Below are 17,507 nucleotides of genomic sequence, written 5' to 3'. Positions count from 1 at the left end.
ACATGGAGAGATCGGGATGGTTTTCTCGTCCAATGTGTTCCTGTTTCTGTTCTTGCCGATCTTTCTCGGCTTGTACTATTTGAGCGGGCAACGCTATCGCAACCTGCTGCTGCTGCTGGCCAGCTACGTGTTCTACGCCTGGTGGCGAGTGGACTTCCTGGCGCTGTTCGCCGCGGTGACGCTGTGGAACTACTGGATCGGCCTCAAGGTCGGTGCGGCAGGCGTGCGCACCAAGCCGGCCCAGCGCTGGCTGCTGCTGGGCGTGGTGGTCGACCTGTGCATCCTCGGCTACTTCAAGTACGCCAACTTCGGCGTCGACAGCATCAATGTGATGATGAAGTCGGCGGGCCTGGAGCCGTTTATCCTGACCCACGTGTTGTTGCCGATCGGTATCTCGTTCTACATCTTCGAGTCCATCAGCTACATCATCGACGTGTACCGTGGCGACACCCCGGCCACGCGCAACCTCATCGACTTTGCAGCGTTCGTGGCGATCTTCCCGCACTTGATTGCCGGCCCTGTGTTGCGCTTTCGCGACCTGGCCGACCAGTTCAACAACCGCACCCACACCCTCGACAAGTTCTCCGAGGGCTGCACGCGGTTCATGCAGGGGTTCATCAAGAAGGTCTTCATCGCCGACACCCTGGCGGTGGTGGCCGACCATTGCTTCGCCCTGCAAAACCCGACAACGGGCGATGCCTGGCTCGGCGCGCTGGCCTACACCGCACAGCTGTACTTCGACTTCTCCGGCTACAGCGACATGGCGATTGGTTTGGGCTTGATGATGGGTTTCCGCTTCATGGAAAACTTCAAGCAGCCGTACATCAGCCAGTCGATCACCGAGTTCTGGCGTCGCTGGCACATCAGCCTCTCCACCTGGCTGCGTGACTACCTGTACATCACCCTGGGCGGCAACCGTAAAGGCACGCTGACCACCTACCGCAACCTGTTCCTGACCATGTTGCTCGGTGGCCTGTGGCACGGTGCGAACATCACCTACATCGTGTGGGGTGCCTGGCACGGCATGTGGCTAGCGATTGAAAAAGCCATCGGCCTCAACACCTCGCCGCGCAGCTTCAACCCCGTACGGTGGGCCTTTACCTTCCTGCTGGTGGTGATGGGCTGGGTGATCTTCCGCGCCGAAAACCTGCACGTCGCCGGCCGTATGTACGGTGCGATGTTCAGCTTTGGCGAGTGGTCGCTGTCGGAACTCAACCGCGCCAACCTCACCGGCCTGCAAGTAGCAACCCTGGTGGTGGCCTATGCAACCCTGGCGTTTTTTGGCCTGCGCGACTTCTACACCAATCGCCCTGCCGAGAAAACCGAGAAGACCAAGCCAGCCGACCCGAGCCTGATCAAGGCCGTACCGGGCGACAACCCTGGCAGCATCCACGAGCCCGGCTTCACCGTGGGCCAAGATGCCGCCGTGCAACCGGCCTACTGGACCGCTGACTGGCCACGCTACGCCATGCGCGCTGCGGTGCTGCTGCTGTTCGTGGCGTCGATTCTTAAATTGTCGGCGCAGAGTTTCTCGCCGTTCCTTTACTTCCAATTCTGAGGGAGCCGACCATGACCCGTTCATTACGCGTCCTCTATATCGGCCTGTTCCTGGTGGTGCTGCTGGCCCTGGGTGCCTGGTCACTGCGCAGTTTCTTCGGTTTCAGCACCAATGCCGACGCAACCGTGCTCAACGGCCGTTGGACCAAGGCTGTCGAGACGCACTACGACGAAGAGTTCCCGATCAAACGCCTGGGCACCAACCTGTGGGCAGCGCTGGATTATAAGCTGTTCAATGAAGGTCGCCCTGGCGTGGTACTGGGTCGCGATCACTGGTTGTACAGCGACGAGGAGTTCAACCCCGCCGTCAACGAAGACCAGAACCTTGAAGGCAACTACGCGCTGGTCGAAGGCGTACGCCAGAAGCTTAAGGCGCAGGGCATTCAGCTGGTGATGGCGATCGTGCCGGCCAAGGTGCGCCTGTACCCGGAACACCTGGGTGAAGTGAAACCGGCCAGCATCCACGCCAACCTGTACCAGGACTTCCACGCCCGTGTCGCCGCCGACAAGATCATCGCCCCCGACCTGCTTGGCCCACTGCAACAGGCCAAGCTCGCTGGCAAGCAAGTGTTCCTGCGCACCGACACGCACTGGACGCCGGACGGTGCTGAAATTGCCGCCAAGCAGTTGGCTAAGACGATTACCGAAAAGACCCCGCTGAGCGGCGAACCACAGCGCTTTGTCACCGAAGCAGAGAAAACCGAGCCGCACAAAGGCGACCTGCGCCTGTTCCTGCCTCTGGACCCGCTGTTCGAAAACCTGATGCCACCTAAAGAGCCGCTGGAAAAACGCGTCACGCACCTGGCCGAAACCAAAGGTGACGACGCGCTGTTCAGCGACAGCGAAACCCCGGTGGCACTGGTGGGCACCAGCTACAGCGCCAACCCCAACTGGAACTTCGTCGGCGCCCTCAAGCAAGCCCTGGGCAGCGACGTAGTCAGCTACGCCGAAGACGGCCATGGCCCGATCCTGCCAATGCTCAGCTACCTCAAAAGCGATGACTTCAAGAACAGCCCGCCACAGGTGCTGATCTGGGAGTTTCCTGAACGTTATCTGCCCGTGAACAACGAAATCGGCGATGCCGACCCTAAGTGGGTTGCGCAACTTAAACAAGCCGGTACGCGCCAACAGAACATGGCACTGAACACCCCAGCTAAAAACCCAAAATCCGAGACGCCCGACCGGGCGCAAAACTGAAAGAGAGGTAACTCACATGACTTTCACTACTACTCCGCGTCGTCTCGCCAAAACCTTGGCCCTCGCCGCTGGCATGAGCATCGCTTCGATGTCGGCCTTCGCCGGTGATGCTGCCTTGTACGGCCCCGTCGCACCGAAAGGTTCGAGCTTCGTGCGCGTCTACAACGCCTCCAATCAAGAAGTCAGCGCCACCGTTGGCAGCACCAACCTGAGCGAAGTCGCGCCACTGGCGAGCAGCGATTTCAGCTTCATGCCGGGCGGTGACTACAGCGCGAAGGTAGGCAGCCAGACCGTGCCGGTCAAACTCGCCGCAGACCACTACTACACCCTGGTCAACAACGGCAGCGGCCAGCCACAGCTGATCGAAGAACCACCGTTCAAGAATAAGCAGAAGTCCCTGGTGCGCGTGCAGAACCTCAGCGACAAGGCCCTGACCCTGAAAACCGCTGACGGCAAGACCGACGTGGTCAAGTCCGTGGCTGCCAAAGGCCGCGGCGAGCGCGAAATCAACCCGGTGAAAGTGAGCCTGGCCTTGTATGACGGCGACAAGAAAGTCAGCGACCTGAAGCCAGTGGCGCTGGAGCGCGGTGAAGCCGCCGTGCTGTACGTCACGGGTTCCGGTTCGAGCCTGTCGCCAGTCTGGGTGAAACGCCCCGTGTCGACCCGCTAATTATTTCCCTGTGGAAGCCGGGCTTACCCGCGATGCACACGACTCGGTTTGTCAGATGCACCGAGGTGATGCCTTCGCGAGCAAGCCCGCTCCCACAGGGACCGAGACAAAAACAAGAGTGAAACGACAAACCTTCGTAGCTCTGACCCAAATTGATTCAAGGAGAAACACATGATCCCAGTAATCCTTTCCGGTGGTAGCGGCTCACGTCTTTGGCCGCTTTCCCGTAAACAGTTTCCTAAACAATTCCTGGCCCTGACCGGCGAACACACGCTGTTCCAGCAAACCCTGGAACGCCTGGTGTTCGAAGGCATGGACGCCCCGATCGTGGTCTGCAACAAGGACCATCGCTTTATCGTCAACGAACAACTGGCGACCCGTAAGCTGGAATGCCAGCGCATCCTGATGGAACCGTTCGGCCGCAACACGGCGCCGGCCGTGGCCCTCACCGCGATGATGCTGGTCAACGAAGGCCGCGACGAACTGATGCTGGTGCTGCCGGCCGACCACGTGATCGACGACCAGAAAGCCCTGCAGCGTGCACTGGCACTGGCTACCGTAGCCGCCGAGCGTGGTGAGATGGTGTTGTTCGGCGTGCCGGCGACCCGTCCGGAAACCGGTTATGGCTACATCAAGTCCACGGCTGATTCGCTGCTGCCCGAAGGCGTGAGCCGCGTGCAACAGTTCGTGGAAAAGCCCGATGAAAAACGTGCCGTCGAGTTCGTCAAAAGCGGCGGTTACTTCTGGAACAGCGGCATGTTCCTGTTCCGCGCCAGCCGCTTCCTCGAAGAGCTGAAAAAGCACGATCCGGACATCTACGACACCTGCGTGCTGACCCTGGAACGCAGCGAGCAAGATGCCGACACCGTGTCCTTCGACGAAGCCACCTTCGCCTGCTGCCCGGACAACTCCATCGACTACGCTGTGATGGAAAAAACCCAGCGCGCCTGCGTGGTTCCGCTGAGCGCCGGCTGGAGCGACGTGGGTTGCTGGGCGTCGCTGTGGGCTGTCAACGACAAAGACGTCCACGGTAACGTCAGCAAAGGCGACGTGGTGATCCAGGACAGCCGCAACTGCATGATCCACGGCAACGGCAAACTGGTGTCGGTGATCGGACTGGACAACATCGTGGTCGTTGAAACCAAGGACGCGATGATGATTGCCCACAAGGACAAGGTCCAGGGCGTCAAGCAGATGGTCAACACCCTGAACGACCAGGGCCGCACTGAAACCCAGAACCACTGTGAAGTCTATCGCCCGTGGGGCTCCTACGACTCGGTGGACATGGGCGGCCGCTTCCAGGTCAAACACATTTCGGTCAAGCCGGGCGCATGCCTGTCGCTGCAAATGCACCACCACCGCGCCGAACACTGGATCGTGGTCAGCGGCACGGCCGAAGTGACCTGTGACGAGAACGTGTTCCTGCTCACCGAAAACCAGTCCACCTACATCCCGATCGCTTCGGTGCACCGCCTGCGTAACCCAGGCAAGATCCCGTTGGAGATCATCGAAGTACAATCGGGCAGCTACTTGGGCGAAGACGATATCGAACGATTTGAAGATATCTACGGCCGCTCGACGCCAGTTGAACGTGGCGTGTCGGTGAAAACTATCGCGCAGTAAAACAGTCGTACAAGAAGCCCCCGTCCAGCCGACTGCGTCCCCTATCCGCAGCCGGTTGGGCGGGGGCTTTTTAGTTCACAGGCCGTTCAAGCCTATGCGCGACCGCCCCAGTTACTCGGGGAATAGGCATTGTAATTGCCCGTATTGTTAGTGCTGGTGCCCGCAATGTCATATTTTTTCTTGCCATATTCCTCCATAGTCCTGCCGCCCCAGACCATAGCCCCCCCGAAAACTTTCGCACCTGCGCCACCATTGGTCGCAACTCTCGCGCCAACCCCCTGCATCGCCGCACCTGCCACCGTTATGGCGACCCCGGCGACCTTACCCTTATTCGAATCATCTTTAACGTGAAGCGCCGTTGAAAACTGCGAATTGACGCGATTGCTGATGCCTTGCATGAGTGTCTGGCGCAGATTCGTAAGCCCCAGGTTTTGCATACGCGGTAACCCGTTCGAGCTGACCTCTTGCTTGGGCACTTGATTGGGTGTTCCCAACACCGCAGGCGCTGGCGTGGATGCCAGCGAGACAAAGGCGTCGGTACAGGGGCGAGGGTATTTGATACGGTCATAGAACATCTCACTTCGTAAGTCTACGGTTGAGTTCCTTCATGGCTTAGCGCGCAACTCCGTGCTCAAACTCTGTGGGAAAAAGCTCGAAACCGGTTCCCGTATCAAAGGAAATGCCCACACACCCAGGTCGTGCTTTGCGGCTGCTGAACAGACGCAATCCTGGGTTTTGATTGCCGTTACCTACGACTGGCGCGATCGAATGTGTCGGCACCATACTCTTGGGCAACCTTGCCTCCCACGATCATCGCGGCGCCGAGGACTTTGGACAACGTCCCACCGCTGGTGACCAGTGTTTGCCCAGCCTCCTGGGTTGCCATGCCGCCCATGGCAATACCAAATCCCTTGGCGTGCCTGGCGTTCATACCGCTGTTGCGCAGATCTGCTGAAGGCGCTTGCAGCAAGGTTTGCCCCAAGTTTGTAAGCTTCTGATTCTGCATACGACCAGACGGGCGTGAACCCGGCTCTTCGTTCGTTTGCCTGGACGCTCCAGCCGTATTCGGCGCTGGTGCTCGCTGAGCCGTGATGAGAGAGGTCACCGCCGACGCCAGGGCGGAGGTGACGGCCGGCGCAAGAAGGGCTGCTGCAATCATAGTTTTTCTCACTTAATCAGACTGCGGTTGATAACCCTCCTGGGTAGTTGGCATTTCCCTATGCTGGCTCTGTGGAGAAAATGAGTTATCAGGTTCCCTGTAAACGAAAACCGCTACCCGCGATAGGCACCGAGGCCACCCCGCAGGTAGGATGTTTTATCTGCTTATGAGGTTGTCATCATGTTCTTCGGCGTCCTATTGATCATCACCTGGTTGATCCTGTTGCTGCGCTATCCGGCCAAGGCCTTGCCGGTGTCGCTGGCCGCCGCCGTTGGCCTGGGTCTGGTCGCCGTTTGGGTGGTATGGCTGGACAACCGCGAAGCCTCTCAATTAGCCCGACTGGAACTGCGCATCACCTATGCCGCCGCAGAATGCCCGGCCGACCGGCCGCTCAAACTGACCCTGAACAACGGCAACGACGTGCCCCTCACCGAGCTGCGGTGGCGCGTCGCCGCCTATGCGCCGGGCGACACGGTCAACCTCGCCGACAATGTCTACGCCGCCCCGCGCTATCGCGGACCGGGTGAGTTGCAGGCCGGCGCCACCTGGGACGATTGCCTGCCCACACCGCCTCTACGCGCCGGCTACCGCCCGCAAACCCTCGAATTTCGTGCCGAGCACCTGCAAGGCAGTTTCTCGGACTGACAAAGGACTGACCCATGCCCAACGTACTGATCACCGGATGTTCAAGCGGCATCGGCCGTGCCCTGGCGGATGCCTTCAAAACCGCCGGCTACACGGTGTGGGCCAGCGCCCGCCGCCCGGAAGACGTCGCCGCCCTTTCCGCCGCCGGGTTTAATGCCGTCGAACTGGACGTCAACGACAGCGCCGCCTTGCAGCGCCTGGCCGAACAATTGGGCGAATTGGATGTGCTGGTCAACAACGCCGGTTATGGCGCCATGGGTCCGTTACTCGACGGCGGCACCGAAGCCATGCAGCGCCAATTCGAGACCAACGTGTTCTCTATCGTGGGTGTGACCCAAGCGTTGTTTCCGGCCCTGCGGCGCAGTAAAGGCCTGGTGGTGAATATCGGCAGTGTTTCCGGTGTGCTGGTCACGCCGTTTGCCGGCGCCTACTGCGCGTCAAAAGCCGCCGTACATGCCTTGAGCGATGCACTGCGCATGGAACTGGCGCCGTTTGGCGTGCGCGTGATGGAAGTGCAACCCGGCGCCATCAACACCCACTTCGCGAAAAACGCCGGGGCCCAGGCCGAGTTGTTGATCAATGAGCAATCCCCTTGGTGGCCGTTGCGCGACGGCATCCGTGCGCGCAGCCAGGCCTCCCAGGACAAACCCACACCGGCCAGCGTGTTTGCGGCGGATGTGCTGAAGGCTGTGCAACAAGATCTACCGCCACGCCTGCTGCGTTCGGGCAATGGCAGCCGGGCATTGCCGTTGATGGCGGCGTTACTGCCCAAGGGGTTGCTGGAGAAGGTACTCAAGAAGCGCTTCGGGCTCGCCGGCTCGCTTTAGCTCTTCATGAAATCAATAAACGCCCGCACCTTCAGCGGCAAATGCCGAGTGTCCGGATACAGTGCGTAGACCCCTTGCGGGGCGAAGCGATGGTCCGGCAACAGGCGCACCAACCTGCCGGCGTCCAGATCGTCTTTGACCAGCCATTGGGGCAACACCGCCACGCCATGCCCGCGCACGGCGAAGGCTTGCAGGACTGCGGCGCTGTCAACCACGAGGGTGGTGTGCCCCGTGCGGTATTGATGCTCGACGCCCGCCGAGTCGGTCACCGTCAATTCGGTCAGCCGCCCATGGCCCAACCTGGGCATCTGCTCCAATTCATCCAGGGTGCTAACCCCTGCTAACGCTGGCGCCGCCACGGCAAACACCTCGAACGTCGACAACTGCACCGCGCGCAGGTTGGAATCCAGCAAACGTCCCAGGCGGATCGCCACGTCAAAACGCTCGGAGATCAAATCTGCATGGGTCGAGGAGGTGGATAAGTGAATATTCAAGTCCGGATGCAAGCGGCGGAAAGCTTCGATAGCCGGAACGACCACGGCCAACGCGTATTCCATGGTGGTGGTAATGCGCAACGAACCTTTGAGCTGGGCATGCTCCGAGCGCGCCTCTTCCACCGCCAGCCGCGCCTCTTCGAGCATACGCGTACAGCGCAGGTAGAAGCGTTCGCCGGCATCGGTCAGCGCCAATTGGCGGGTGTTGCGGGTCAACAGGGTCACGCCCAACTCGGCTTCCAGGCGTTTGAGGTTGAAGCTGACCACGGCGCGGGTCTGCCCCAGCAAATCAGCCGCAGCCGTCAGCGAGCCGGCCTCGACCACGGCCTTGAAGGTGTCGAATCGGTCCAGGCTGACCATCGGCAGCGCGCTCCTTTGTCAAAATATTTTTGACAAACTAACAGGCAAACCGACGTATACCAAACACTGCATCCCTCCTACCCTGCCCGCTTCATTCGCAGGATTGCGCCCATGACCTACCGCTCGAAAGTCGCCTGGATCTTTTTGCTAGGCTTCGCCCTGGACTTGGTGAATATGTTTGTCGCCACGGTCGCCTACCCGGATATCGCCCGCGACCTGCAGGCCTCGGTCACGCAACTGGCGTGGATCAGCAACGCCTACATGCTCGGCCTGACGGTGATCATTCCGCTCAGCGTCTGGCTGGCCGCGATGATGGGAGAAAGAGCCTTGATCGCCGCCAGCCTGCTGTTGTTCGCCGGAGCCTCGGTGATGGTGGGCCAGGCGAGTTCGATTGAAACGCTGATCGGCTGGCGCGGCCTGCAAGGGCTGGGCGGTGGCCTGCTGATTCCCGTTGGGCAGGCCATGGCTTACCGGCACTTCCCTGCCGCTGAGCGCAGCCAACTGACGGCGCGGGTGATGTCAGTGGCGTTGTTGGTGCCCGCGTTGTCCCCAGCGTTGGGCGGTTTGATTGTCGACAGCCTGTCATGGCGCTGGATCTTCTACGCCAACCTGCCGCTGGCGCTGATCACACTGCTGCTGGCCCTGCTGTGGATAAAACCCGACGCGCCCACAACTGTAAGGCCGGGCCTGGACGTGAGCAGTATTTTCAAACAGATCGGCAGCCCGATGTTGCGGGTCGCCATGCTGATCTATCTGTGCATTCCCGGCGTCTTTATCGGCACCAGCCTGATCGCCATCCTCTACCTGCGCGGCCTCGGCTATGACGCCACGCACACCGGTGCGCTGATGCTGCCCTGGGCGCTGGCCTCGGCAGTCGCAATTTACCTCAGCAAAAAGCTCTTCAACCGTTGCGGGCCGAAGCCGTTGTTGCTGGCGGGCATGGCGCTGCAATGCATCGGCATTCTGTTGCTGAACGAGCCTGCGCTGATTATCCCGGCCTATCTGTTGATGGGTTTGGGCGGCAGCCTGTGCAGCAGCACCGCGCAAACCCTGGCTTTTCTCGATATCCCCGCCGAACGCATGTGCCACGCCAGCGCCTTGTGGAACATCAATCGGCAAGTGAGCTTCTGCCTGGGCGCCGCGCTGCTGAGTGGATTGTTGTCGGCCTTGGATTCTTTCGCCATTACCTTCACGATGGCAGCAGCCCTGACCCTGCTGCCTCTTTTTGCAGTGCTGCGCCTGGACACGTCCCGAGTGCGCGCATTGCTCCACCCTGCCAGCGAGCCTCACCGATGATTGATTACAGCGACTTTTTTGAAGAAGTGATCCAGACCCACGTCGAGATCGAGCAATGGTTTGCCGGGGTTGCGCCAGAGGGCACCTTGCAGAACTTGCTCGCGCGCTTCTCTCCGGAATTCAGCATGGTTGCCCCGGCGACCGGCACACGGGTCAATACCGCCGGGGTCAACGCCCTGTTCACGCGTTTGGGCGGCATGCGTCCGGGGTTGAAGATCACGTTGAGCGAGATGACCGGGATTGACCGGCATGCGCGTGGCGCCACGGTGACTTATCGTGAACATCAGGTGGATGACAGCGGCACGCAGACGGACCGCCGCGCCACGGTGGTGTTCGAGAAGCAGGCCAGTGGCGCGCTGTTGTGGCGTCACCTGCATGAGACCTTTATCAAAGCCTGACAGGGTCGATAAATGTGGGAGCGGGCTTGCTCGCGAAGGCGTTGGGTCAGTCGATGGATTAGGTGACTGTCACACCGTATTCGCGAGCAAGCCCGCTCCCACATTTTAGTTGCGTGTTTGATCAACAATCACCGTGCAAGTAATCCCCGCCGCCAACAACACCCCCTCCGGCACTTCATCGATATGAATGCGCACTGGGACCCGCTGCGCCAAACGCACCCAGTTGAAGGTGGGGTTCACATCGGCAATCAGCTCGCGGCTTTCGGGGTTGTCGCGGTCATAGATGCCGCGTGAAATGCTCTCCACGTGCCCCTTCAGCGTCTCGCCGCTCATCAGTTGCATGTCGGCCTTATCACCGACTTTAACGTGAGGCAGCTTGGTTTCTTCGAAGAACCCGTACACCCAGAACGAGTTCATATCCACCACAGCCATCTTGGCTTCGCCGATGCGCGCGTAGTCGCCGCGATGCACATTCAGGTTGGTGACATAACCATCGACCGCCGCGACGACTTGAGTGCGTTTCAGGTTGAGTTCGGCCGCTTCCAATTGCGCCAGAGCGTGCTGGTAATCCGCCAAGGCCGAATCGGCGATGTTGCTGGCGTCTTCGCGGTTTTCCTTGGAGATCACCAGCGCATCGAGGTCGGCGCGGCGGTGGGCGTTGACCTTGCGCATTTCCCAAGTGGCCTTGCGCGAAGCCACCAACGATTGCGCCTGCTTGACTGCGATGCGGTAGTGCTCGGGGTCGATCTGCATCAGCAAGTCGCCCTTTTTCACCAACTGGTTGTCACGCACCGGCACGTCGACCACTTCACCCGTAACGTCAGCCGCCACGTTGATGATGTCCGCACGCACGCGGCCGTCGCGGGTCCACGGGGTCTCCATGTAATGCACCCACAGCGTGCGGCCAATCCAGATCGCCAAGGCCAGTACCAGCAAGGTCGCGAGCAGGCTGAAAAACTTTTTCATCGGGGCATTCTCAACGGTAGACGGTCAGCGCCAGGGCGCCAAACAGGCAAACGAACAGGCTCAGGCGCAGCAACGCCGGGTGCCAGAAAAAACGGTACAGGTCGAACCCGGCCAGGCAGCGATCCAGCGCCCAGGCCAGCACGGCCGCGATCAGGAACATCAGGGTGATGGTCGGCATGTACACGCCGTGGAAGGCGATTTCACGGGGCATTCGGGGATCCTTTGAGGGCAGCGAGCGGCGATTGCGGGTCCAGCAATGAGGTGCGGATAAAATGCAGGTAGCTTTTCACCCGCCGCAGCGCCGAGGTATCGAAGTGCGGGGCGAAGGGTTCGTCGGTGGCCTGCACGCGGCTGATCGCGTGGTCCACAGCGATCAGGCCACGCTCCAGGTTGCTCGCGCTGGGTTGCAGGAACAAGCGCACCAGCGAGCGGCCCATCACGCGGATCGCCTGGCGCCAGGGCTGGGATTCGGCGTACGCCGGGTGCACCGGCAAAATCGCCTGTTCCTTGCGCAACTCGATGATCGCGTGGCCGACTTCCAGCACCACGAACATCCAGCGCAGCAGGTCGCGCTGCACGTGTGGCTGGCCGACGGCGAGGCCGTAGGCCTGGTGCAGCAGGTCGCGGGTGCGGCTTTCGAAACTCGAGGCCAGGCCCTTGAGCTTGCCGCTGATCGCGTACACCACTTGCTCACGCAGGTCCTGCTCCAGGCGGCGCCACAGCCAGCGGCTGTTGGGCGGCAGGATGATCGCCCCCGCCGCCGCGCACACCAGCATGCCGATGACCATGGCGATGTAGTCGTTGATAAAGGTGTAGGGGTTGTAGACCGTGAGGTTGTCCGGCACCGAGCCGGTGCTGAAGAAGATCAGCAGGCCCACGCCCACACCCGCGTATTGCGGGCGTGAAGCGAGGAAGGCCCCAAAGATGATCACCGGGGCGAGCATCACGCAGAGCAGCGGGAAGCCGTCGATCAAGGGAAATACGAAGAACATTTCGACAAAACCCACCAGCGCGCCGATCAAGGTGCCGCACGCCATCTGGAATGCCATGCGCTTGGGGTTCGGTGTGGCGGCGGACAAGCCGACGGTGGCGGCGGCGATCAGGGTCATGGTGGCGCCGCTGGGCCAGGCGGTGGCGACCCAATAGCTGCCGAGCACGATCAAGATGAATGACGCACGAATCCCTGAGGCGGCGCAGGCCAGCCAGTTGGTTTTCGGTATGAAGGTTTCGTCCCACTGCTCGCGCGCATGGCTGTGATCCGCGAGGGAGGCGTGGGTTTGCGCGTAGTTGTGCAGGTCATCGACAAAGCGGTAAAGCAGCTCGTAGGCGGTATGGAAATCCAGCTGTTCGGCTTCGCTGGGGCTCTGTTCCTGGAAGGTCGCGCGCAGGCTGCGGACCTTGGCCGGCAGGCCGTCCTTGTAGGCGCTCAGATGAGCCACCAGGCGCGCTGCGTCAGGGCTGGTGAGCGCGCGACCGGAGAAGCCATCGAGCACTTCGGCAAGGTCTTGCAGGCCGGGCTTGATGGCGGCGACCACATGATCGGCGTCATCGGTTCGCAGGCGTTCAAGCAACTGGTGCAAGGCGTTGAACCGCGTGGTGATGCTCATGAATTCGCTGTTGAGGCGGCTCAGCCGACCGTTGCGCCGGCGCATGTGCGGGTCTTCAAACACGGTGAGGCTGCGCAGCCCTTCCAGGCCGATCGCTTCGGCGATAAACCGGACGTTGCTGGCCTCGAAACCGTCCCGTTTACTGCGCCCGCGCAGGCCGTCGGTGACAAACAGCGCGAACACGCCAAAACGTTGGTACAAGGCGTTGCGCATGGCGGCGCTGCTGGTTTGCGGCAGGATCGCCGCGCTGACCAGCGTGGAACACAATATCCCCAGGGAGATTTCCAGCACGCGCCACACCGCCGCCATAAAGGCGCCGTCCGGGTGGGCCAGGGCCGGCAAGCCGACCATCGCCGCCGTGTAGCCGGCCAGTACAAACCCGTAGGCGCGAAAGTTACGGTTGCGCGTCGCACCGGCGGTGCAGACGCCGACCCAGATCGCCAGCGCGCCGAGGAACAGTTCGGTGTTCTGCGCAAACAGGGCAATCAACAACACCATCACCGCCGACCCCGTCAGGGTGCCAAGGAAGCGGTAGAAACTCTTGGCAAACACCTGGCCGCTCTGCGGTTGCATCACGATAAACACGGTGATCATTGCCGTGCGCGGTTGCGGCAGCTCCAGGCGCATGGCCAACCACAGCGTGAGGAACGCGGCGATCAGCACCTTGAAGATATACACCCAGGTCACGCCGTCGCTGCGTGCCCAGTCGAAAAAACCACGGCGCCACTCAAGGGAATGCAGCCAGCGCAGCGGTGCAGGCAAGGGGGTCATCACATCCTACTCAGTGATCAAACACGGCGAGCGCCGCCGGGGTTTTGCTCGGGAGGGTCTTGGTATCTGGCGGTACGTCGTCGCCGGCTTTGATGCCGCCGCCAAGAGCGGTCACCAGTTCGGCGTGGGTGGTCAGGCGTGCGGCCTGTACGTGTTGCTCGATCTGCTGCTGGCGGAACAGCAAGGTCTGGGCGTTGAGCACATTGAGGTAGTCGGTGAGGCCGCGCTGGTAGGCGATCATCGCGATGTCGTAGGTCTTTTGCGCCGAGGCCACCGATTGCGCGGCGAAAGAGGATTGCTTATCCATCGATTCACGGCGGATCAATTGATCGCTGATGCCTTTGAGCGCATTCACCAGGGTTTGGTTATAGCGCGCCACCGCGATGTCATATCCGGCACTGGCCTCACCCAGTTGCGCACGCAAGCGACCGCCGTCGAAGATCGGCAAGGTGATCGCCGGGCCAACGTTGTAGTTGAATTTCTTGCCCGCCAAGAACGCTAGCATGCCGCCGCCGGTGGCCACGTAGCCGAGGCTGCCGACCAGGTCCACGTTGGGATAAAAGCCGGCGTGGGCCACATCGATGCCACGCGCCTGGGCGGCAACTTGCCAGCGGCTGGCGACCACATCCGGGCGTTGGCCGAGCAATTGCGCGGGCAGGCTTGAGGGTAATGTCAGCGGTGCGGCCAGAGACAGTGTCGGGCGTTGCAATCGCGCGCCCTCCCCCGGGCCTTTGCCCGCCAACGCCGCCAGCTGGTTACGGCTCAGGGCAATTTCTTCGTCCAGGGCGTCCAGTTGGCGGTGGGTTTCCGGCAGCGGGGTTTCAGCCTGGCTGACGTCGAAGTGCGTGCCGATCCCGGCGTTCAGGCGTTTGTTGGCCAGGTCGAGAATCTGCTGCTGTTGCGCCAGGGTGGCCGCGACGATATCGCGATTGGCGTAATGCAAGGACAGCTGGATATAAGCGCGCACCACGTTGTTCTGCAATTCGAGCTGGGCCTGGCGCGCTTCGGCGGCGCTCATATGCGCCAGGTCGACGGCACGCTCGGAGGCATTGCTTTCGCGGCCCCAGAGATCGAGGGCATAGCTCAGGCCGAGGGACGAATTATTGTCCCAGGTGTTGGCGCCACTCAATTCACCGGGACCGTAGAACTGATCCTTCGGCCAGTTGTGGCGCTTGAGGGTGGTGTCGCTGTTGACCTGCAACGACTCGGCTGACTCGGCAATCCCGGCCATCGCCCGTGCTTCACGGACGCGTGCGGCGGCCATGGCCATGCTCGGGTTGTTTTGAGTGGCGAGGTCGACCCAGCGGCTGAGTTGAGGGTCGCCGTAGGCCCGCCACCATTGCGCGGTGGGCCAATGAGCGTCCTTGGCGGCACTCTGGATCGCTTCGTCGGTGGCCAGGTTGTTGGCGTTGAGGGACTGGCCTTGGGGGGCGATTCCTCCGGTTCCGATGCAGCCGCTGATTGCTAACGATAAAGCCCAAACACTGAGAGCCTTCAACTCTCTGTTGATGCGACGCGGCACTGCTGCGAATTCCTGAGGTGGTGGTGCGGGGAGAGGTGGCGCAATTCTAGGCGGCGGCATGGAGGACGATAAGCTGGCATTCCTGTGAATCTTTGTTACCGTTCAAGCGATAATCCGTTGGTAGGGATCACTGGACGGCGTAACTTTCTGTCACAATTTGGCATCTCCCCTGAGAACTCTCCATGGACACTTTGCAAAACATGCGCGCCTTCAGTTGCGTGGCCGAAGCCGGCAGCTTCACCGCCGCCGCCGTGCACCTGGATACCACCACGGCCAACGTGTCGCGCGCGGTCTCCAACCTTGAGGCCCATCTGCAAACCCGCTTGCTCAACCGCACCACCCGCCGCATTGCGCTGACCGAAGCCGGAAAGCGTTATTTGCTGCGCTGCGAGCAGATCCTGGCCTACGTCGAAGAAGCCGAGGCCGAAGCCAGCGACGCCCACGCGCGCCCTTCCGGGCAGCTGAAAGTGCACACCATGACTGGCATCGGCCAGCATTTCGTGATTGACGCCATCGCCCGCTACCGCCGTACCCACCCGGACGTGACCTTCGACCTGACCCTGGCCAACCGCGTGCCGGACTTGCTCGACGAGGGCTATGACGTGTCGATCGTGCTCGCCAGCGAGCTGCCGGACTCGGGTTTCGTGTCGCAGCGCCTGGGCATCACCTACAGCATCGCCTGCGCCTCGCCGGATTACGTCAAGGCCAAGGGCTGCGCGCATCGCCCCCATGACCTGCTCAACCATGCCTGCCTGCGCCTGGTCAGCCCGGTGATCCAGCTGGACAAGTGGACCTTCAACGGCCCCGAAGGCCAGGAAAGCGTGGCGATCAACACCTCGCCGTTCCTGGTGAACTCGGCCGATGCGATGAAAACCGCGATCACCAGCGGCATGGGCATCGGCTTACTGCCGGTGTATGCGGCCATCGAGGGCTTGCGCAACGGCACCCTGGTGCGGGTGATGCCCAATTACCGCTCCCAGGAGTTGAACCTGTACGCCATCTACCCGTCGCGCCAATACCTCGATGCGAAGATCAAAACCTGGGTGGAATACCTGCGCGGCTCGCTGCCGGAAATTCTGGCAGCGCACCAGGCGGAGTTGGTGACGTATGAGTTGAGTGGCAGCCTGAGCGGCGCGCGAATGGCGAACTGATTGTAGTGAGCGGGCTTGCCCCGCGCTGGGTGGCGAAGCCGCCCCAACCCAAGCACCAAATTTCTCCAGTTAGAACGAGGTGTTAGGTTTTAGGGCGGCTTCGCCACCCAGCGCGGGGCAAGCCCGCTCACTACAGCCCCCTCAATTCGCACAACAATACTCAATAATGTTAGCGTGCTTGGCATTCTTCCGTAGTCGATGAGCCCGCCTGCAATGAAAAAGACTGTCCTCGCCTTCAGCCGTGTCACCCCGGAAATGATCGAACGCCTGCAACAGGATTTCGAGGTGATTGCGCCCAACCCCAAGCTGGGCGATATCAACGCTCAATTCAATGAAGCCCTGCCCCACGCCCACGGCCTGATCGGCGTGGGTCGCAAGCTGGGCCGCGAGCAGTTGGAAGGTGCGGGCAACCTGGAAGTGGTGTCCAGCGTGTCGGTGGGCTACGACAACTATGACGTGCCGTACTTCAACGAGCGCGGGATCATGCTCACCAATACCCCCGACGTCCTCACCGAAAGCACCGCCGACCTGGCCTTCGCCCTGCTGATGAGCAGCGCCCGCCGCGTGGCCGAGTTGGACGCCTGGACCAAAGCCGGCCAGTGGAAAGCCAGCGTGGGCGCGCCGTTGTTCGGTTGCGATGTGCATGGCAAGACGCTGGGCATCGTCGGCATGGGCAATATCGGCGCGGCCGTGGCACGGCGTGGGCGCTTGGGTTTCAACATGCCGGTCCTGTACAGCGGCAACAGCCGCAAGCCGGCGCTGGAGCAGGAACTGGGCGCACAATTTCGCAGCCTGGATGAACTGCTGGCCGAGGCGGACTTCGTCTGCCTGGTGGTGCCGTTGAGCGACAAGACCCGCCACCTGATCAGCACCCGCGAGCTGGGGTTGATGAAGTCCAGCGCGATCCTGATCAATATCTCCCGAGGCCCGGTGGTCGACGAGCCGGCGCTGATCGAAGCGCTGCAAACCCAGCGCATCCGTGGCGCCGGGCTGGATGTGTATGAGCAAGAGCCGTTGGCCGAGTCGCCGCTGTTCCAGCTGAGCAATGCCGTGACCCTGCCGCATATTGGCTCGGCCACCCATGAAACCCGTGAAGCCATGGCCAACCGCGCCCTGGACAATTTGCGCAGCGCCCTGCTGGGCCAACGTCCGCAGGACCTGGTGAACCCGCGAGTCTGGAAGGGTTGACACAAATGCCCTGTGGGAGCGGGGCATGTACCACACAAAATACGGTTAAAGCCTGGCTCCCCCAAGTCGATAACCT

17 protein-coding genes are annotated in these 17,507 nt (G+C 61.4%); 10 read left to right on the top strand and 7 right to left on the bottom strand.

Going from position 1 to position 17,507, the window contains the following annotated elements; translation table 11 throughout:
* Positions 1 to 16: 16 nt before the first annotated feature.
* From JBO08_RS01545 to JBO08_RS01530, 4 genes are all read left to right on the top strand, one after another.
* Entirely contained in the window at positions 17 to 1,558 is a 1,542-nt protein-coding gene (locus JBO08_RS01545) for an MBOAT family protein (protein WP_065875018.1), read from the top strand.
* An 11-nt stretch (positions 1,559 to 1,569) separates the two neighbouring features.
* The gene (locus JBO08_RS01540) at positions 1,570 to 2,754 is read left to right on the top strand and encodes an alginate O-acetyltransferase (RefSeq protein WP_065875019.1); all 1,185 of its coding nucleotides are present in this window, start codon (positions 1,570 to 1,572) and stop codon (positions 2,752 to 2,754) included.
* Positions 2,755 to 2,770: 16 nt separating this feature from the next.
* Positions 2,771 to 3,424 (top strand): alginate O-acetyltransferase AlgF, encoded by a 654-nt coding sequence (locus JBO08_RS01535; protein WP_049709899.1) that lies wholly within the window; start codon positions 2,771 to 2,773, stop codon positions 3,422 to 3,424.
* Positions 3,425 to 3,595: 171 nt separating this feature from the next.
* The gene (locus JBO08_RS01530) at positions 3,596 to 5,047 is read left to right on the top strand and encodes a mannose-1-phosphate guanylyltransferase/mannose-6-phosphate isomerase (RefSeq protein WP_065875020.1); all 1,452 of its coding nucleotides are present in this window, start codon (positions 3,596 to 3,598) and stop codon (positions 5,045 to 5,047) included.
* Positions 5,048 to 5,139: 92 nt separating this feature from the next.
* Here JBO08_RS01530 and JBO08_RS01525 read toward each other — a convergent pair whose 3' ends face one another.
* Together JBO08_RS01525 and JBO08_RS01520 are read right to left on the bottom strand one after the other, a co-directional pair.
* Entirely contained in the window at positions 5,140 to 5,622 is a 483-nt protein-coding gene (locus JBO08_RS01525) for a hypothetical protein (protein ID WP_065879585.1), read from the bottom strand.
* A gap of 170 nt (positions 5,623 to 5,792) precedes the next feature.
* Complete coding sequence (locus JBO08_RS01520) at positions 5,793 to 6,206, bottom strand: hypothetical protein (RefSeq protein ID WP_065875022.1); 414 nt, start codon at positions 6,204 to 6,206, stop codon at positions 5,793 to 5,795.
* Between the two features lie 180 nt (positions 6,207 to 6,386).
* On the opposite strand from JBO08_RS01520, the gene JBO08_RS01515 reads away from it, so the two are divergent.
* Together JBO08_RS01515 and JBO08_RS01510 are read left to right on the top strand one after the other, a co-directional pair.
* Positions 6,387 to 6,851: a multidrug transporter gene (locus JBO08_RS01515; RefSeq protein ID WP_065879586.1), complete on the top strand. Its 465-nt coding sequence runs from the start codon at positions 6,387 to 6,389 to the stop codon at positions 6,849 to 6,851.
* A 14-nt stretch (positions 6,852 to 6,865) separates the two neighbouring features.
* A complete protein-coding gene (locus JBO08_RS01510) occupies positions 6,866 to 7,678 on the top strand; it encodes an SDR family oxidoreductase (protein WP_065910575.1) in 813 nt (270 codons plus the stop codon).
* Here the strand turns inward: JBO08_RS01510 and JBO08_RS01505 are convergent.
* The gene (locus JBO08_RS01505) at positions 7,675 to 8,532 is read right to left on the bottom strand and encodes a LysR family transcriptional regulator (protein ID WP_220074579.1); all 858 of its coding nucleotides are present in this window, start codon (positions 8,530 to 8,532) and stop codon (positions 7,675 to 7,677) included. The two genes, JBO08_RS01510 and JBO08_RS01505, sit on opposite strands and share 4 nt — an antisense overlap.
* 111 nt (positions 8,533 to 8,643) lie before the next feature.
* Here JBO08_RS01505 and JBO08_RS01500 point away from each other — a divergent pair, with 111 nt between their 5' ends.
* Positions 8,644 to 9,828: an MFS transporter gene (locus JBO08_RS01500; protein ID WP_065910577.1), complete on the top strand. Its 1,185-nt coding sequence runs from the start codon at positions 8,644 to 8,646 to the stop codon at positions 9,826 to 9,828.
* Positions 9,825 to 10,226 (top strand): hypothetical protein, encoded by a 402-nt coding sequence (locus tag JBO08_RS01495; RefSeq protein WP_017526200.1) that lies wholly within the window; start codon positions 9,825 to 9,827, stop codon positions 10,224 to 10,226. Before JBO08_RS01500 ends, JBO08_RS01495 begins: the two co-directional genes overlap by 4 nt.
* Before the next feature lie 105 nt (positions 10,227 to 10,331).
* On the opposite strand, the gene JBO08_RS01490 is transcribed toward JBO08_RS01495, so the two are convergent.
* Genes JBO08_RS01490 through JBO08_RS01475 form a run of 4 tightly spaced genes read right to left on the bottom strand, consistent with a single transcriptional unit; the run spans position 10,332 to position 15,092 of the window.
* The gene (locus JBO08_RS01490; RefSeq protein ID WP_065875026.1) at positions 10,332 to 11,192 is read right to left on the bottom strand and encodes an HlyD family secretion protein; all 861 of its coding nucleotides are present in this window, start codon (positions 11,190 to 11,192) and stop codon (positions 10,332 to 10,334) included.
* Positions 11,193 to 11,202: 10 nt separating this feature from the next.
* Positions 11,203 to 11,403, bottom strand: coding sequence for a DUF1656 domain-containing protein (locus JBO08_RS01485; protein ID WP_220074580.1), 201 nt, complete (start codon positions 11,401 to 11,403; stop codon positions 11,203 to 11,205).
* Positions 11,393 to 13,570: an FUSC family protein gene (locus tag JBO08_RS01480; protein ID WP_065875028.1), complete on the bottom strand. Its 2,178-nt coding sequence runs from the start codon at positions 13,568 to 13,570 to the stop codon at positions 11,393 to 11,395. Before JBO08_RS01480 ends, JBO08_RS01485 begins: the two co-directional genes overlap by 11 nt.
* Before the next feature lie 10 nt (positions 13,571 to 13,580).
* Complete coding sequence (locus JBO08_RS01475; RefSeq protein WP_220074581.1) at positions 13,581 to 15,092, bottom strand: efflux transporter outer membrane subunit; 1,512 nt, start codon at positions 15,090 to 15,092, stop codon at positions 13,581 to 13,583.
* A 182-nt stretch (positions 15,093 to 15,274) separates the two neighbouring features.
* Between JBO08_RS01475 and JBO08_RS01470 the strand changes: the two genes are divergently transcribed.
* Together JBO08_RS01470 and JBO08_RS01465 are read left to right on the top strand one after the other, a co-directional pair.
* Positions 15,275 to 16,243: a LysR family transcriptional regulator gene (locus JBO08_RS01470; RefSeq protein ID WP_065879589.1), complete on the top strand. Its 969-nt coding sequence runs from the start codon at positions 15,275 to 15,277 to the stop codon at positions 16,241 to 16,243.
* Positions 16,244 to 16,456: 213 nt separating this feature from the next.
* The gene (locus JBO08_RS01465; protein WP_220074582.1) at positions 16,457 to 17,431 is read left to right on the top strand and encodes a D-glycerate dehydrogenase; all 975 of its coding nucleotides are present in this window, start codon (positions 16,457 to 16,459) and stop codon (positions 17,429 to 17,431) included.
* The last annotated feature ends 76 nt before the right edge of the window (positions 17,432 to 17,507 follow it).

This window comes from Pseudomonas sp. LAP_36, assembly GCF_019456785.1.
Lineage (GTDB): Bacteria > Pseudomonadota > Gammaproteobacteria > Pseudomonadales > Pseudomonadaceae > Aquipseudomonas > Aquipseudomonas tritici.
The sequence above is the reverse complement of the archived record's forward strand: the minus strand, read 5'-3'. Positions and strand labels throughout refer to the sequence as shown.

Coding starts and splice junctions, on each gene's coding strand:
- JBO08_RS01545 (WP_065875018.1), top strand. CDS start 17: ATGGTTTTCTCGTCCAATGTGTTCCTGTTTCTGTTCTTGCCGATCTTT.
- JBO08_RS01540 (WP_065875019.1), top strand. CDS start 1,570: ATGACCCGTTCATTACGCGTCCTCTATATCGGCCTGTTCCTGGTGGTG.
- JBO08_RS01535 (WP_049709899.1), top strand. CDS start 2,771: ATGACTTTCACTACTACTCCGCGTCGTCTCGCCAAAACCTTGGCCCTC.
- JBO08_RS01530 (WP_065875020.1), top strand. CDS start 3,596: ATGATCCCAGTAATCCTTTCCGGTGGTAGCGGCTCACGTCTTTGGCCG.
- JBO08_RS01525 (WP_065879585.1), bottom strand. CDS start 5,622: ATGTTCTATGACCGTATCAAATACCCTCGCCCCTGTACCGACGCCTTT.
- JBO08_RS01520 (WP_065875022.1), bottom strand. CDS start 6,206: ATGATTGCAGCAGCCCTTCTTGCGCCGGCCGTCACCTCCGCCCTGGCG.
- JBO08_RS01515 (WP_065879586.1), top strand. CDS start 6,387: ATGTTCTTCGGCGTCCTATTGATCATCACCTGGTTGATCCTGTTGCTG.
- JBO08_RS01510 (WP_065910575.1), top strand. CDS start 6,866: ATGCCCAACGTACTGATCACCGGATGTTCAAGCGGCATCGGCCGTGCC.
- JBO08_RS01505 (WP_220074579.1), bottom strand. CDS start 8,532: ATGGTCAGCCTGGACCGATTCGACACCTTCAAGGCCGTGGTCGAGGCC.
- JBO08_RS01500 (WP_065910577.1), top strand. CDS start 8,644: ATGACCTACCGCTCGAAAGTCGCCTGGATCTTTTTGCTAGGCTTCGCC.
- JBO08_RS01495 (WP_017526200.1), top strand. CDS start 9,825: ATGATTGATTACAGCGACTTTTTTGAAGAAGTGATCCAGACCCACGTC.
- JBO08_RS01490 (WP_065875026.1), bottom strand. CDS start 11,192: ATGAAAAAGTTTTTCAGCCTGCTCGCGACCTTGCTGGTACTGGCCTTG.
- JBO08_RS01485 (WP_220074580.1), bottom strand. CDS start 11,403: ATGCCCCGTGAAATCGCCTTCCACGGCGTGTACATGCCGACCATCACC.
- JBO08_RS01480 (WP_065875028.1), bottom strand. CDS start 13,570: ATGACCCCCTTGCCTGCACCGCTGCGCTGGCTGCATTCCCTTGAGTGG.
- JBO08_RS01470 (WP_065879589.1), top strand. CDS start 15,275: ATGGACACTTTGCAAAACATGCGCGCCTTCAGTTGCGTGGCCGAAGCC.
- JBO08_RS01465 (WP_220074582.1), top strand. CDS start 16,457: ATGAAAAAGACTGTCCTCGCCTTCAGCCGTGTCACCCCGGAAATGATC.